Raw genomic sequence first — 15,220 nt, 5'->3', positions numbered from 1 at the left:
CAAGAATCTCTCCAGCAAGACTCCTATTTCAGATGCTCCAAAATTCTTTTTATACAGTCGCGCTCTGTTTGAAAGTGTTCTCGCTGTAACAAATTGAGTCAGTATCATAAACTCACGCCTCAAGCACCCTGAATCTGTCAATTGGGAAGTCGATCGAAGTTGGAACCCTCTAACACTTGTATCTCGTCTTTGCAAAATCGTAGCGACACTAGAATTCTTTCAGAGATATTTCTGAGAATCATGGTATCGCGGGGTTTGACGGAATTCGTAAAATTGCTGATGCGAATTGCCGACTATCTCTGTTCAGTGTGCCCCGCAACGGAAGAATTGACTACGAAAGATCACAAATTAAGATCACCAGTTAAGTGAACTAGTCGCGGATGACTCCGTAGTATGCCCGATCGGCAAATCCGAAAGCAAGCCCGAACTTTTTACGAACATTCAGATTCGTAGGATTTTCTCCACTATGACAAGGATCGGAAACTCAATCGACTCGCATGATGCAAATGAGGGCTTGCAACTCTATCTAGAAATAACTGAGGCTCTCCTAACATTAAACAGTGCGAAATCTGTAAGGTTTCTCAAGATGAACTCCGAGAATCTACGGATAAATTACATTTCATTCTCTAAATTGATAACGATTGAGTTAAATCGCAAATTACCGTTTCCCTAAGCCATTCAGCGGATTTTTTGAGTCTTCAACGCCATCATTCATTGTAAAGAGAATTCGTTTCTACGAAGTTTTACCGATAGAATCTTTAGAAGACTTTTTGATGTAAGGTATTTAGTCTTTATTGAAAAAAAGTGGTTGTGCTTCTGTCTCTATTCACTATCAACAGCCTGTGTTTTTTGAGAACCTATCTTTGTCACGCTAATGATATCCATGTCTTACTCCCAGCCTCCCCGATCGCCAGCGAAACGAAAACGAGGAATCATTCTGAGCACTCGTGGGTGGCAACGCCTTCAAGCTGCTGAACAACGATCGACGAATCAACATAATTTTGGCAAGCCTTATACATTACAAGAATTAAGCGATCGAACGGCGCTGAGTCCGAATACCCTCGCACGAGTTCGCAGCCGTAAGGTTCCAGTTGACCAACAAACGCTAGAGAACTACTTTCGGGCATTTGACCTGACTCTGACTTCAGAGGACTATACCGATTCAGATAGTGCGACCTTTAGCAATCGGCAATCGATTCTCCTCAGTGGTCAGCTTCCGGTAGATTCGCCTTTTTATGTCTACCGTCCACCGACCGAGAATACGTGTTACGAAGCGCTGTTACAACCTGGAGCATTGATTCGAGTGAAAGCGCCCCGCCAAATGGGTAAAACCTCACTGGTGGCGAGAACGATGTCTCAGCTAAGAGATCAACAGTACCAGACGACAATTACCAGTTTGCAACTCGCAGATGCGTCTGTGTTCACAGATTTACAGCGATTTCTGCAATGGTTTTGTGCGATCGTTTCTCAGAATTTAGGACTGCCGAATCAAGTCGATCGATATTGGGATGATTTGTTCGGAAATAGCTACAACTGCACAAATTATTTCGAGAATTACATTTTGACCGAGATCGAATATCCGATCGTTCTTGCACTTGATGAAGTCGATGCAGTGTTTGAGCATCCTGAAATTGCCACCGATTTCTTTGGAATGCTGCGGGCTTGGTACGAGAAATCGCGATACGGCGATGCCAAAAGCGAACTGTGGCAAAAACTGAGATTGATTCTGGTGCATTCAACCGAAGTGTATGTGCCGTTGAATTTGAATCAGTCCCCGTTTAATGCAGGACTCTCGATCGAGCTTCCAACCCTGAACGCAGAACAGGTGTTAGATTTGGCTCAGCGCTACGGAGTAGACGATTTAGAAACGTCTGCCGATACGCTTTTAGAACTAACTGGAGGCAATCCGTATCTAGTCCAAGTCGGACTGCATCACCTCAGCGCTCAGACGATTAGCATTGACGAACTCTTGCGAACGGCAGCTACCAGTGACGGAGTATACGGAAATCATTTACGCAACTTGCTCTGGGATCTGCAAAAATATCCGGAGTTGATCGCTGCTTTAAAGCGCGTGGTTCTTTCAGTGGCTCCCGTTGAACTCGAACCGATCCAAGCCTTCAAGCTTCAGAGCAAAGGCTTAGTGCGCGTCAAAGACACTCAGATTTCGCCAAGCTGTCAACTGTATCGCAAGTACTTTCAGCAATCTCTTTCTTCAACGTGACCTCCCAACTCCTGAATTCGCGGTATCAAGTTGGCGGAAGTTTACCGCCAGATGCAACCTCCTACGTTGAACGAAAAGCAGATGAGGATCTGTACCGCGCTCTTTTAGCAGGGGAATTTTGCTACGTCTTCAATTCGCGGCAAATGGGCAAGTCGAGCTTGCGAGTGCGATCGATGTTACGTCTGCGCGAGACCGGAGTTCAGTGCTGCACGATCGATATGACTGCAATCGGGGTGCAACAGGTGAGTGCGGAACAATGGTATGCCTCGATCGCGGCTTCGATCGTGAGTAGTTTTGGCTTGAAGGTTCAATTCGGGCAGTGGTGGCGCGATCGCGCTCATCTCACGTTTGTGAGTCGATTGGAACTTTTTCTCGAAACTATTCTCCTGGCACAAATTCCGCAAAATGTCGTAATTTTTATCGACGAGATTGATAGTGTGCTCGCACTGAAGTTTCCAGCGGATGATTTCTTTGCCTTAATTCGATCGTGTTACGACCAGCGATCGGAGAAGTCCGTGTTTCAACGACTCAGTTTCGCCTTACTCGGCGTGACAACTCCAGCAGAATTAATCAGCGATAAGCAGCGAACTCCGTTTAATATCGGACGTGCGATCGAACTGTCTGGCTTTCGATTTTCAGAATCGGCTCCTTTGCTGGCGGGCTTGAGGCGTGTTGTCAAAAATCCAGAAACGGTACTGAAATACGTTCTGAATTGGACAGGAGGACAGCCGTTCCTGACTCAGAAGTTTTGCGATATTGTCGTGCGTGAAGTGCATGAGCAGACTACCTCTGAAGAATTTGATCCTGTCAATATTTCCGCCCTGACGTTAGAGTACCTCTTTCAACTTCGGGTGATTGAGAACTGGGAAGCTCAAGATCGCCCTGAACATCTGAGAACAATTCGCGATCGTGTCCTCGGCAATCAAGCTCAGACCGGACGATTATTGGAACTGTATCAGCAAATTCTGCGATCGCCAAAACTCGAATTAGATCAGAACTATCCAATTTTTCAATACCGCCATCAAGGAATTGAAATTGATAGCAGCGTCGAACAAATTGCGCTTTTGCTCTCAGGATTGGTCGAGAAATCGGATGGATATTTGCGGGTGAAAAATCCGGTGTATCAAGCCGTATTTGATTTGAATTGGATCGATCGACAATTTGCCAAACTGCGTCCGTATTCCGAAGCATTGAATCAATGGAAGCGATCGGGCTATGAAGATGAATCGCGATTGTTGCGCGGACAAGCCTTAATTGATGCTCAAAAATGGTCGATGGGCAAGCAACTCAGCGACGAAGACTATCGATTTCTCACGGCTAGTCAAACCGCTGAAGAACAAAGCAAACTCCGAGATTTAGAAGCCGATCGTGCTCAGGTCATTGCTGCCCGACTTGCCTTAGAGCGTAGAAGTACAAAATTGCAGCGACGATTGCTTGCTCTACTAAGCTTGGTCTTGGTGGTTGCAATTCTGCTCGGATTAGTTGCATTTTCTCAGTATCGCGGTGCGACTCGGAGTAGTGTGAATGCGATCGTGAGCAATTCTGAACTGCTCTACTCGCTGGGTCATGGGATGGATGCAATGATCGAAGCGATGCGTGCCCATGCCAAAGTCGAAGCACTTCAGATTCAAGATCCGAAAACGCTGGCACAAGTCGATCGAGTTCTAGGGCAAACCGTTTACACCGCAGCCGAAGCCAATCGCTTTTCTGGTCATACAGGCGGCGTTCGCTGTGTCAGTTTCAGCCCAGATGGAGATTTCGTTGCCACTTGTTCCGAAGACCAAACAGTAAAAATTTGGCGCACAGATGGGTCTCAAATCGCAACGCTAAAAGGTCATGCTGGGAGTATTTTTGCAACCGCGTTTAGTCCCGATGGAGAGCTAATTGCGACAGGCGGTGCGGATAATTCTGTTCGCTTGTGGAGCCATGATGGTTGGTCAATGGCAAGACTTGAAGGACATACAGGCACAATTTACAGCATTGCTTTTAGCCCAGACGGACAAACGATCGCCACTGGAAGCGGTGATACAACGATCAAACTCTGGTCACGTGAGGGTAAACTGCTTCGCACCTTGAGCGGACATCAGCAAGTCGTCAATTCGGTTGCCTTTAGTCCAGACGGAAAAACGATCGCATCCGGTTGCGCCAATCGCAACATTAGACTCTGGTCGATCGATGGCACGATGCTCAAACTCCTGACCGGACACGACGATGCGATTCAAGCGATCGCATTTAATCCAGATGGAACCGGGTTCGCCTCTGCGGGTTTAGATGACACGATCGCGCTTTGGGATTCAGAGGGCAAGCTGATTCGCAAAATTGACACTCAGAGCGATGGTGTCACCAGTTTGGCTTGGAGTCCGAATGGACAAACGATCGCGACTGTTGGATTTGATAAAGCGCTGAAACTGTGGCGACGAGATGGAACCTTATTACGATCGCTGCAAGGACATCAGAACACAGCTTGGTCAGTCGCTTTTAATCCGGACAGGCAATCGATCGTGACCGGAAGTGCAGACAAAACGGCTCGACTCTGGCGATTAAACAATGATTGGATGATCCGGTTAGAGGGACATACCAGCGATGTGAACCAAGTTGTGTTTAGTCCTGATGGTGACTGGATCGTTTCTGCCAGTAAAGATCGATCGATTCGGCTCTGGTCACAAGGGGGCAATTTTGTGCGGGAATTGAAGAGCGATCGCAGTTGGAAATTTGATGCTGAGTTTAGCCCCGACGGTGAAATCATTGCCAGCAATGGCACAAATGGAATGATTCAGCGCTGGAAACTTGATGGAACTTCGCTCAAACCGCTACAAGATCCGGCTGGCAGTGCGATTGAGACCTTGGCGTATAGTCCAGTTGAGGGGAATCTCGTGACTGGAGGACAGGATAAGCAATTGCGGTTATGGGATGCGGAAGGTAAGCTGATTCGCGCTTGGTCAGCCCACGATGCTCCGGTTCAAAAAGTCGTATTCAGTTCCGACGGTCTACGGATTGCGTCCTCCGCTCTGGATGGAGCCGTGAAGCTCTGGCAAGCGAGTACGGGGGAATTGATCGCGCCCTTAGTCGGACACGGAGGAGAAGTTCGTGCGATCGCGATTTCTAAATCGATGATTGCCACAGGAAGTCTCGATCGAACCATTAAGCTTTGGAAACTTGATGGCACACCTTTGAAAACGCTAGAGGGACATCAAGATCAGATTTACAGCATTGCCTTTAGTCCCGATGGAACGCAATTTGCCTCAGCGAGTTTAGACAAAACGATTAAGCTTTGGTCAGCAGATGGCAGATTAATCACAACGTTAAGCGGTCATACAGATGGAGTACGCAGTGTTGCCTTTAGTCCCGATGGGGCACTGTTAGCTTCTGCAAGTCGCGATCATACTGTGATGGTCTGGAACCTCAGTCAAGTGATGAAAACGAATCCGACGATCGCCGCCTGTCGCTGGCTCTCAGACTATCTTTCAACGAACGATACGCTTGAGGAATTTGATCGATCTCTTTGTAAAGGGGTTCAGTAGCAAATCTGTAACGATCGTCCTTCTTTTGTAGATAAATCTGTCTAAATGGGTGTGACATCTACGAGAAATCATAAACTATCACAAGCTCTACCCATGTTGAGAAAGATAGACAGGTGATTGTTTATGTCTAATTTGATGTGGTCTGCCCCAACTCGTCAAGCCTTGCCGATTATTCTAGTGCGCGGATTTGCTACGGGTGATAGTGCAGATGAACGACGATTAACGTATCAGGGGTTTAATGATGGCAGTGTCTACCCGCGAAAACGCGGCGAGAACTACATCTATGAAGGGATGATTCTACGGTTTATGAAGTCGGATTGGCGCTATAACGATGCCACCAATGTCGTTGGATACTATCCGAGTCAGATGGCGAGTCCGCCCGTCATTCCCGATGAATTAAAGGACTTCGATCAAAGCTTTTTTAATGGTCGAGTGATCATTGATCCAGCAATGGCGCTCTATTTTCTCAAGTCAGAAGATCCTTGTAAGAGCCTTTGGGTGTTTCGCTACTACGATTTATGCGATCGAACTTTCCCAATCTATGGTGAAGCTTTAGTCCGCTTAATTGAGTTCATTCGGGCGCTCTGTGCGATGAAAAATCAAGGCGCAAAACCGAAAGTGAATATCATTGCTCATTCAATGGGCGGTTTAGTGGTGCGAGAAGCAATTCAGCGAACTTATCCACAACGCAGTGCAACCGCAGCCGATGAATCAATTAACAAGATCGTGACTTTAGGAACTCCGCATAAAGGAGTCGCATTCCAACTGTTGAGAGATCTTCGCTGGTTGCCGATCGAGTCCGCGAATGAACTCGAACATTTCAATCCGCAGAATCAAGCTGATCCAGCAAATCCGGTCTCCGCTGTGAATTTTGCCGAGCATTTTCCCGTCGATCGCTTGCTTTGTGTGGTGGGTACGAACTACAAAGCCTATAACAATCAAGCCGCATCTTTACTTAATCGTCTCTCTCCGCTCTCTGGTGAATTAGGTCTGAACTACAACCGCAGTGATGGTTTAGTCAAACAAGCCTGCGCCCAAATCGATGGTGCACCCCGTACTTTTATTCACAAGTCTCACGGCGGTTTTGATTCAATCATTACCTCCCGTGAATCGTATGAAATTGCCACTCGATTCTTTTGCGGTGATGTCAGAACGCGACTGAGACAAGTTCGAGCACAAGTCAAACGTGGATTCGACTTTTTTGGCAAAAGTGAGTTCTTTCTCGGCGTATCTGTCAAACCACGCGGAGTTGATTTTGAACTTTTCCACCAAAGTAAAGAAGCCGAAAACTGTTATGGTCCATTCCGCACCGGAGATTTTAGCGATCCAAATTTGACCTTTCCCTGGGCAGACGGTCAAAAACTAATTTGGGAGGGCTATCTCAATACGGGCGCGAGTTTGTCCAAAACGGATTTCGTCATGCGGCTTGAATTTTATGTGGGTGAACGCGATGTGTTTGGCGTTGGCTTTTCCGATAACATCGTATTCTCAAAACAATATTATGTCCGTGCCGTTTTGCAACCTTCGCTGCAATTGTATGCGTATAACAGCGAGGATTTCATGGGCGATGATCCGATGCGAAATGCAATTCCCATGAGAAAAGTTGCGGGGGGTTGGGAATTCGATGCGATCGGGACAGGATTCTCTGGAACGTATCGAATCGAACTCGATCGAATTCCCGAAACCGGAGCGCCTCAAAGTCTCGCGGGTTAATGGCACGAAAAAAACTGGGTGAGACAATCCCACCCAGTCCATCAAATCACAGCAAAAGAAACCTTAGAGGGTGTTTGAAAAGTATCGTTGATTACATGATCCGCCCCGGACTGGAAGTCGGGGCTAACAGAACGAAGTCCACTGAAGGGGACTGACAACTCAGCTACGTCGGCTCCTCAGTCCTTTTCAAAGGACTTCGCACCGATAGCCCCGACTTCCAGTCCGGGGCGAAATGGAACGGAGCGAGGAAGCTTTTTATACTTTTCAAACCTGCTCTTACTTATTCGGTTGCGGAGTCATCCGGAGGTAGGGTTTCACCTCAGTCAAGCCTTTCGGGAATTTCTCACGGGCTTGCTCAGTCGGGATCGAAGGCACAACCACACAATCGCCGCCATCCGTCCAGTTCGCCGGAGTTGCAACACTGTAGTTGTCGGTCAATTGCAGCGAGTCAATCACCCGCAGCAACTCATCAAAGTTCCGTCCAGTGCTGGCAGGATAGGTGAAGGTCAGACGCAGCTTCTTGTTGTTATCGATAATGAACACCGATCGCACCGTCAAAGCGGGACCTGTGCTGGAATTCGGGTGAATCATATCGTACAGTTCCGAAACCTTCTTGTCGCCATCTGCCAAGATCGGATAGTTGACGCTGCAACTTTGGGTTTCATTGATGTCGCTAATCCAGCCCTTGTGCGATTCTGCATCATCGACACTCAGCGCGATCACTTTCACGTTGCGCTTGTCGAATTCGGGCTTGATTTTTGCCACTTGACCTAATTCGGTCGTACACACTGGGGTATAGTCTGCGGGGTGCGAGAACAACACGACCCAGCTATCGCCAGCCCAGTCATAAAAATCGATCGTTCCTTCGGACGAATCCTGCGTAAAGTTGGGAACGGTATCACCAAGTCGAAGAGCCATATCGCGTAATTTCCTCTTTATTCTGTCGATCGCATTACTTATCGATCATGCCACAAATCCCGGTTTCCCGGTCGGAGTTTAGATCTTTTAACGATTCTATAATTGATGAAGAATTCCGTAAAGTTTCCTAAGCAGAAAATGAGAGTCGCGCCGGGAAAAGGTTCGGTTCTCCGTATTCAGTTTGAAAATCCGGAGAAGTTCGGAGGCGAATTGGTTGAAATTGCGGACTCTGAGTGCATCAGATTCCAGTTTAATCACAATGATCGATCTCGATCGTGCTCGAACTCATGGCAAGATCTCACAAGACCTCACAAGATCTCAGTAGATTCGGCACGTTAACATCGATTTGGACATCGCACAGATTACCTTCATGGACACAAACGCTTTTCTGACGATCGATGACAATTCTCTCAGTCTCCGGGATTGTCTTCGTTATTTGCAAACCTCTGGAAAACTGCAAGGCTTTATTGGTGATATCTTGCGGCAGCACGTACTCGAAACCGAGATCAAAACTCGCGAAGACCTCGATATTAATCCAGCCGTGATCGAACAGGCGGTCGTGGACTTTCGACTTCAGCAACAGTTAACCGATCCGAAAGTGTTCCAAGAATGGCTGAATCGTAACGGACTCGATTACACCACATTCCATCAGCAGATTGCAACGAACTTTAAAAACGAAAAATTAAAGATCGTTGCAACCGAACCGAAACTGCAAGAGTATTTCATCGAACGCAAAGTATTTCTCGATCGAGTCGTACTGTCGCGGATTATCGTTGAGAGTCAGGAATTAGCCGACGAATTGAAGCTGCAAATTAGTGAAGGTGAAAGTTTTGAAGCGTTAGCGCGAGAGCATTCAATCTCTGACGATCGTATTGCAAATGGCATGATGGGTCCGGTCAGTCGGGGTACAATGCCCGATACGGTAAGAGCGGTGATTGATTCTGCCAATTCGGGCGATATTGTCGGTCCAATTGAATTGGAAGGTCGATGGGCGCTTTTCCGGATCGAGGATGTTCTACCTGCAACCTTAGATAATCCTCAATTGAAGCAGATGTTAACGACGGAGTTATTCGATCGTTGGATCGCCGACAAAATTCAAAAAATGACGGTGAAGCTTCAAGTTAACGATTAGACTGAAGAACCTTTGATTTCAGCTCCCTCATTTTTAAGATTGCCCTCATGCTAACGAACGATCTCGCTGCCAACTTACCTTGGGAATCAGCGCCTCTCTGTTTTCTCAATCCTGAACAACAGGTGCAGTTCAAAACCAAAGCCGAAGTGCGTCGCTACAAGCTGGGCGAGGTGCTGTGGTCGAGTGAAGATACGGGTGTTCAGTTGATTGTTCTCTCTGGAAAGGTTCGACTGGTCGGAGAGGACAACAGTTCCCGTGTGTTGCAGCCCGGAGAATGGATCGGGGATTTGATCGAGTTGCCGGGATGGAAGGCGAGAGCCGCGAGTAGTGATGTTGAAGCGGTTCAATGGCGCAGCGAGATGTGGGCAGGATTAAATTCTCCAGATATCGATCGATATTGGGCAATTGCTCGATCGAAGTATCTTCCCCAGACGGATCAATCGCCACAGTCTGTAACGGGCTTTCCGTTTGTTCCAGGAATGAACAGTGCAGCAGCTTGTCTCACAATGGTCGCAAATCATTTGCAGAATCCAGTTCAGATGGATTGGGTACAGCGGCAATTGAGAGGACAACGCCCGACGAATGTGGTGGATGCGGCGGAAAAGTTGGGATTGCAACTAAGACGAGTTGAAACGACTTGGCAGAATGCGCGGTTGTTGACGTTTCCAGCCTTGATGCTTTGGGGAGATACGGAAGAGCCGCATTGGGTTGTGGCGTATGCGATCAGAGGCGATCGCTTAATTATCTCCGATCCGCATAATCCAATGATGACTCCACAAGCGGTTCATCGATCGACGGTAGAACAGCTTTGGGATCGTCAACTTTGGCAAGCCGAAACCGTTCAGAAGCAAGAAAGATTTAATCTAACCTGGTTTCTGCCTGCGGTTTGGAAGTATCGAGGGTTGCTCGGTGAAGTGCTCTTTGCTTCATTCACGCTGCAACTGTTGGGATTAGCCACACCGTTGATCACACAGGTCGTGATCGATCGGGTAATGGTGCAGGGCAGTATTCCGACGCTCGATGTAATGGCGATCGCGCTTCTAGGAGTTGCCATTTTCGAGGCGGTTCTTGGAATTTTGCGATTGTTTATCTTTACCCATACTGCTCGGAGATTGGATCTGAGTCTATCGGCTCAATTGTTCCGTCACTTGATGCGACTGCCGTTAGCTTATTTTGAATCGCGACGGGTGGGAGATACGGTTGCACGAGTTCAAGAGCTAGAGAACATTCGACAGTTCTTGACAGGAACGGCTCTAACGGTTGTACTCGATTCGATTTTTGCAGTCGTCTATCTTGCGCTGATGTTCTTCTATAGCATTCCGCTCACGGGAGTTGCTTTAGCAGTTCTACCTTTGTATGCAGCATTAACGTTGACAACGACACCAATTCTCAGAAATTGGTTGAATGAGACGTTTAACCGGAGTGCAGATAGTCAATCGTTTTTAGTGGAAACGGTGACAGGGATTCACTCTGTAAAAGCGCATAGTGCAGAGAAACCGTCACGCGATCGCTGGGAAGGATTGTTCGCTCGATACATTCGCACCAGTTTCAAAGCTTCGACGACTTCCAATATCAGCAATAACTTAGGAGACTTTCTGACGAATTTCTCTTATCTATTGATTCTCTGGGTCGGCGCACATTTAGTGATTAGGCAAGAATTAACAGTGGGTCAGTTGGTCGCGTTCCAGATGCTTTCGGGACGAGTGACGGGTCCATTGTTGCGGTTGGTGCAACTGTGGCAGAACTTACAGCAAGTATTGCTATCCGTCGATCGGATTGGTGACATTCTCAACGTTGCACCCGAAGCGGAACCTGGATCAGGTTTGGTACTGCCACCCCTGAAAGGACAAGTTTCATTTGATCAAGTCTTTTTCCGCTATAGTCCCAACCAAGAACCCGTACTGAAAGGAATTTCGTTCGAGGTTGAGCCTGGAATGTTAGTCGGTGTCGTCGGACGGAGTGGATCGGGTAAAAGTACCTTATCGAAACTATTGCAGCGATTGTACTTACCAGAATCAGGACGGATCACGGTTGATGGATTTGACATTAAGAGCGCGGATCTGCACTCATTGAGGAGTCAGATGGGTGTGGTGTTGCAGGAAGACTTTATCTTCAATGGCAATATTGTCGATAACATCAGTCTGGGTCGCCCGGATATTACTGCGGAACAAGTGGTTGAAGCGGCACGAATGGCAGCGGCTCACGACTTTATTAGTGAGATGGCTCACGGTTATGAAACGAATGTTGGAGAGCGTGGAACAGCACTTTCTGGAGGACAGAGACAGCGAATTGCGCTAGCACGGTTGTTCCTCTCGAATAATCCGATTTTGGTATTAGACGAAGCGACAAGTGCTTTAGACAGTGAAACTGAGCAGCAAGTTTTACAGAGTTTGCAGTCGATTTCGGCAAATCGGACTGTGTTTTTGATTGCTCACCGATTTGCACCTTTGAAACGTGCTGATCTGATTTTGGTGATGGAGAAAGGTGTGATTGCTGAGAAGGGCACTCACGAGGAATTGTTGCGGAAGAAGGGCTTATATTGGTCGCTGTATCAACGGCAGCAAGCTTCGGTTTAGGGGGTGTTCTTATGTGGCAGTAGAAGTTTAGATTAGGGCACGTTCAGAGTTGTCCCCAATCCCCCGATTCTGGGGGCTTAAGACTCTTGCTTCCCCAAACTTGGGGGCTGTGTATACACAAGTCGTTTTTGCTGCGGTTGAATCGGCTTCAGCCCCCTAAATTCCCCAAATTTGGGGGACTTTGAAGATAGAAAACGCTTTGGAATTCTAGAAATTTCTCGGCTCAAAGTCCCCCAGAATGGGGAATTTGGGGGGCACGATCTAACCACAACGAAGTGCAAGAGACTGATGTATACACCGTAGACCCTGGGGGCTGGGGGCTTCCGAGATGTGTCCTAATCTAAACTTCTACTGCCATAGCTCAAATCTTGCACCAATCTCCGGGTGGGGCGGTGGACTGAACGAAAGGCTTGAAAATACGCTAACTGAGAGTGGTGCCAGATCTCAGTTAACTCTCCTCGTTGCGCTTTTCTTGGGGACGCTGGAAAAATTTGGTAAAGGTTTTTACTGTTACAGGTTCTCGCTCTCGGCGGCGTTTGCGGTGATGCAGAGCAGAATTCGATCGGCGTTTGCGCGATCGCGTTCTTTCTTCTACGCCTTCCTCATGAGCAGGCTTGCGGGTCGGCTCAGTGCTGTCTTCTTTGCTCAGCCACCAATCCACAATAAAGCCGCTGGCAATTCCACCGATTGCACCAAGCGCAATACTGTAGAGGGCGGGATAGCCCAATCCATAGAGACTGATTAGGAACAAGAGCCAAATTTGCAGCCCGACCCCAAAGCCTTTAGAAACTGGTTGTCCTTTTGTTGGAGCCACGATCGCTGATTCCCTAGAAGTCTTTTTGAGGATACAGCGAAATTCGGGTCGATGTCGATCGATTTCGCTGATTGGTCTTATTATGGCGGGTTTTTTAGCGATCGACTGACCCCATGACTAAATCAATACTTGCCAAAATCACAAAAATATCTGCAACTTTGGTTCCGTGAATCAGTTGGGGAAGTAATTGCAGATTGTTGTAGTCTCCAGGACGAATTTTCCAGCGCCACGGAAATACGTTGTCATCGCCAATGATAAAGATTCCAAGTTCGCCACGACCGGATTCAACTCTGACATAATGTTCGCCTTTTGGAATTTTGAAGGTGGGCGCGATTTTTTTAGCAATGAATTGATAGTCAAAGGCATTCCATTCGGATTTTGGACCTGATTCAATTCTCTTAGCTTCTAAATTCTCGTAAGCTCCACCTGGAAGCGCTTTCAAAGCTTGCTGAATGATTTTAACGGACTCTCGCATTTCTCGAATTCGGACAATGTAACGCGCATAACAATCACCAGCAGTTTCCCACTGAATATCCCAGTCGAGTTCGTCATAGCATTCGTAGTGATCGACTTTGCGTAAGTCCCATTTCACGCCTGATGCTCGAAGCATCGGTCCAGTGACACCCCAATTGATCGCAGTTTCTCGATCGAGAATTCCAACCCCTTCAGTGCGACGACGAAAGATCGGATTGTCGCTCATCAATTGCTCGTATTCATCGAATGTTGGGGGTAGATAGTTGCATAAGTCTGCACATTTATCGACCCAGCCGTAAGGTAAATCCGCTGCGACTCCTCCCACACGGAAATAGTTGTGATTGATCATGCGGTAGCCAGAAACGGCTTCAAATAAATCGAGGATGAGTTCTCGATCGCGCAATGTTGGAAAAAATAATGCCTGTGTTCCGACATCTCCGACAAACGGACCTAACCACAGCAAGTGATTCACAATCCGGGTGAGTTCTAACAGAATCATCCGAATGTATTTAGCCCGTTTTGGAACTTCAATCTGAGCTAATTTTTCAACTGCATTGACTGTAACCGCTTCGTTAAACATTCCGCCGTAGTAGTCCCACCGACTTGTATAGGGAATAAACATAGTCGTAGTGCGATTTTCAGCGATCTTTTCCATGCCTCGATGCAAATAGCCAATCACAGGTTCACAGTCGATTACATCTTCGCCATCTAAAGTCACAATGATCCGAAAACAGCCGTGCATCGCAGGGTGATGAGGTCCCATATTGATCACCATCGGTTCTGTTTTGGTTTCGATCCAGCCCATGAGTTGAACTCCTGATGTTTACTTCCACTATCAGAAATTCACTCAGGCGAGTCTTGTAAATTCGTCCGTTTTTTGTAGATTCTTCCTACGATTTTTGAATCGTTTTGGGTGTAACTCCCAGAAGCTTTTTGCAATGTCGATTTAAGTGACTTTGATCCACGAATCCCACTTGTTTCGCGACTTCTGCGATCGACAATTCACCTTTCATTAACAATTGCTTCGCTCGTTCCACCCGCGATCGGATGACAAACTGATGTGGTGTCACTCCGGTCGCTTGCTTGAACAATTGAGAAAAATAGTGTGGACTCATTTTCGCGATCGCTGCTAATTCACTCAGTCCCAAATCCTGATCTAAATGAGCCTCAATGTAATCAACAACGCAACGTAATCGAGATTGAGATAACCCGTTAGCATATTCTTGAATCAAAACTTTTCGATTTGAGTAATGCTCTGCTAAATGAACCATCAACGTATTCGTCAATGATTCACCGTAGAGCCGACTTGCAAATTCATTCCGTTCTAGAACCACTTTGAGAGAGAGTCCAATTTGATGCACTAACGGATCATGAAGTGCAAATTGGGGGATCAAATCGATGTAAGGTTGTTCGATCGCTTCACTTAGTTTCGGAGGATCGAAGCTAAAAAAGATGACACCACCCCACTCGAACCAGCGACTTTGACAGCCCACTCGTGACGGAACTAGCACCATATTGCCGTTCGCAACTTGTTCGCGGTGGAACTTGCCATCAATCGATCGCTCTGCAAGTTGAGAGTTGCTCGTATGCGTAAAAATAGCCAGCGTATGTTGCACAGAGACCACTTCAGAAGTTTCTCCAGGTGGCATATAGTCGTATCCAAACCCAATTCCATCCCAACCTGTTGCAACACTGGTTAATTGAGGCGATCGATCAAACACTCGTTGATATCCGCCGACTCCTTCTTTGGCAAAGTCAAGCAACATAATTCTAAAGTCAAGATTTTCTTTCACGGTAAACGATCGATCCCGTGATATCTCATTAAAATCAGCGAAATTTTATCACCCTCTC

General features: G+C 47.1%; 9 protein-coding genes. 5 read left to right on the top strand and 4 right to left on the bottom strand.

Annotated features, from left to right (window positions below; translation table 11 throughout):
* Nucleotides 1-883 precede the first annotated feature (883 nt).
* The 3 genes from ACQ4M5_RS33520 (at nucleotide 884) to ACQ4M5_RS33510 (ending at nucleotide 7,455) form a co-directional block, all read left to right on the top strand.
* Entirely contained in the window at nucleotides 884-2,221 is a 1,338-nt protein-coding gene (locus ACQ4M5_RS33520; RefSeq protein WP_430680153.1) for an AAA-like domain-containing protein, read from the top strand.
* Nucleotides 2,218-5,742, top strand: a complete 3,525-nt coding sequence (locus ACQ4M5_RS33515; RefSeq protein WP_430680152.1) for an AAA-like domain-containing protein — start codon at nucleotides 2,218-2,220, stop codon at nucleotides 5,740-5,742. The genes ACQ4M5_RS33520 and ACQ4M5_RS33515 overlap by 4 nt, the downstream gene beginning before the upstream one ends.
* A gap of 123 nt (nucleotides 5,743-5,865) precedes the next feature.
* Nucleotides 5,866-7,455, top strand: a complete 1,590-nt coding sequence (locus tag ACQ4M5_RS33510) for an esterase/lipase family protein (protein WP_430680151.1) — start codon at nucleotides 5,866-5,868, stop codon at nucleotides 7,453-7,455.
* 276 nt (nucleotides 7,456-7,731) lie between these two features.
* Here ACQ4M5_RS33510 and ACQ4M5_RS33505 read toward each other — a convergent pair whose 3' ends face one another.
* Nucleotides 7,732-8,373 carry a peroxiredoxin gene (locus tag ACQ4M5_RS33505; RefSeq protein WP_430680150.1) on the bottom strand — a complete coding sequence of 214 codons (642 nt, stop codon included), beginning with the start codon at nucleotides 8,371-8,373 and terminating at the stop codon, nucleotides 7,732-7,734.
* A gap of 370 nt (nucleotides 8,374-8,743) precedes the next feature.
* Here ACQ4M5_RS33505 and ACQ4M5_RS33500 point away from each other — a divergent pair, with 370 nt between their 5' ends.
* Both ACQ4M5_RS33500 and ACQ4M5_RS33495 read left to right on the top strand, forming a co-directional pair.
* Nucleotides 8,744-9,505, top strand: coding sequence for a peptidylprolyl isomerase (locus ACQ4M5_RS33500; protein ID WP_430680149.1), 762 nt, complete (start codon nucleotides 8,744-8,746; stop codon nucleotides 9,503-9,505).
* Nucleotides 9,506-9,552: 47 nt separating this feature from the next.
* Nucleotides 9,553-12,081 carry a type I secretion system permease/ATPase gene (locus ACQ4M5_RS33495; RefSeq protein WP_430680148.1) on the top strand — a complete coding sequence of 843 codons (2,529 nt, stop codon included), beginning with the start codon at nucleotides 9,553-9,555 and terminating at the stop codon, nucleotides 12,079-12,081.
* A 448-nt stretch (nucleotides 12,082-12,529) separates the two neighbouring features.
* Here the strand turns inward: ACQ4M5_RS33495 and ACQ4M5_RS33490 are convergent, their stop codons facing one another.
* The 3 genes from ACQ4M5_RS33490 to ACQ4M5_RS33480 all read right to left on the bottom strand — a co-directional run bounded on the left by ACQ4M5_RS33490 (nucleotide 12,530) and on the right by ACQ4M5_RS33480 (nucleotide 15,135).
* Nucleotides 12,530-12,895: a hypothetical protein gene (locus ACQ4M5_RS33490; RefSeq protein ID WP_430680147.1), complete on the bottom strand. Its 366-nt coding sequence runs from the start codon at nucleotides 12,893-12,895 to the stop codon at nucleotides 12,530-12,532.
* Nucleotides 12,896-12,989: 94 nt separating this feature from the next.
* Nucleotides 12,990-14,174 carry an NAD(P)H-quinone oxidoreductase subunit H gene (locus tag ACQ4M5_RS33485; RefSeq protein ID WP_430680146.1) on the bottom strand — a complete coding sequence of 395 codons (1,185 nt, stop codon included), beginning with the start codon at nucleotides 14,172-14,174 and terminating at the stop codon, nucleotides 12,990-12,992.
* An 85-nt stretch (nucleotides 14,175-14,259) separates the two neighbouring features.
* Nucleotides 14,260-15,135 (bottom strand): helix-turn-helix domain-containing protein, encoded by an 876-nt coding sequence (locus tag ACQ4M5_RS33480; RefSeq protein ID WP_430680145.1) that lies wholly within the window; start codon nucleotides 15,133-15,135, stop codon nucleotides 14,260-14,262.
* Nucleotides 15,136-15,220 lie beyond the last annotated feature (85 nt).

The sequence above is a fragment of the Leptolyngbya sp. AN10 genome (assembly GCF_050565645.1).
Classification (GTDB): Bacteria; Cyanobacteriota; Cyanobacteriia; order Leptolyngbyales; family Leptolyngbyaceae; genus Leptolyngbya.
Note: the sequence above shows the minus strand (reverse complement) of the source record. Positions and strands in the feature narration are given on the sequence as shown.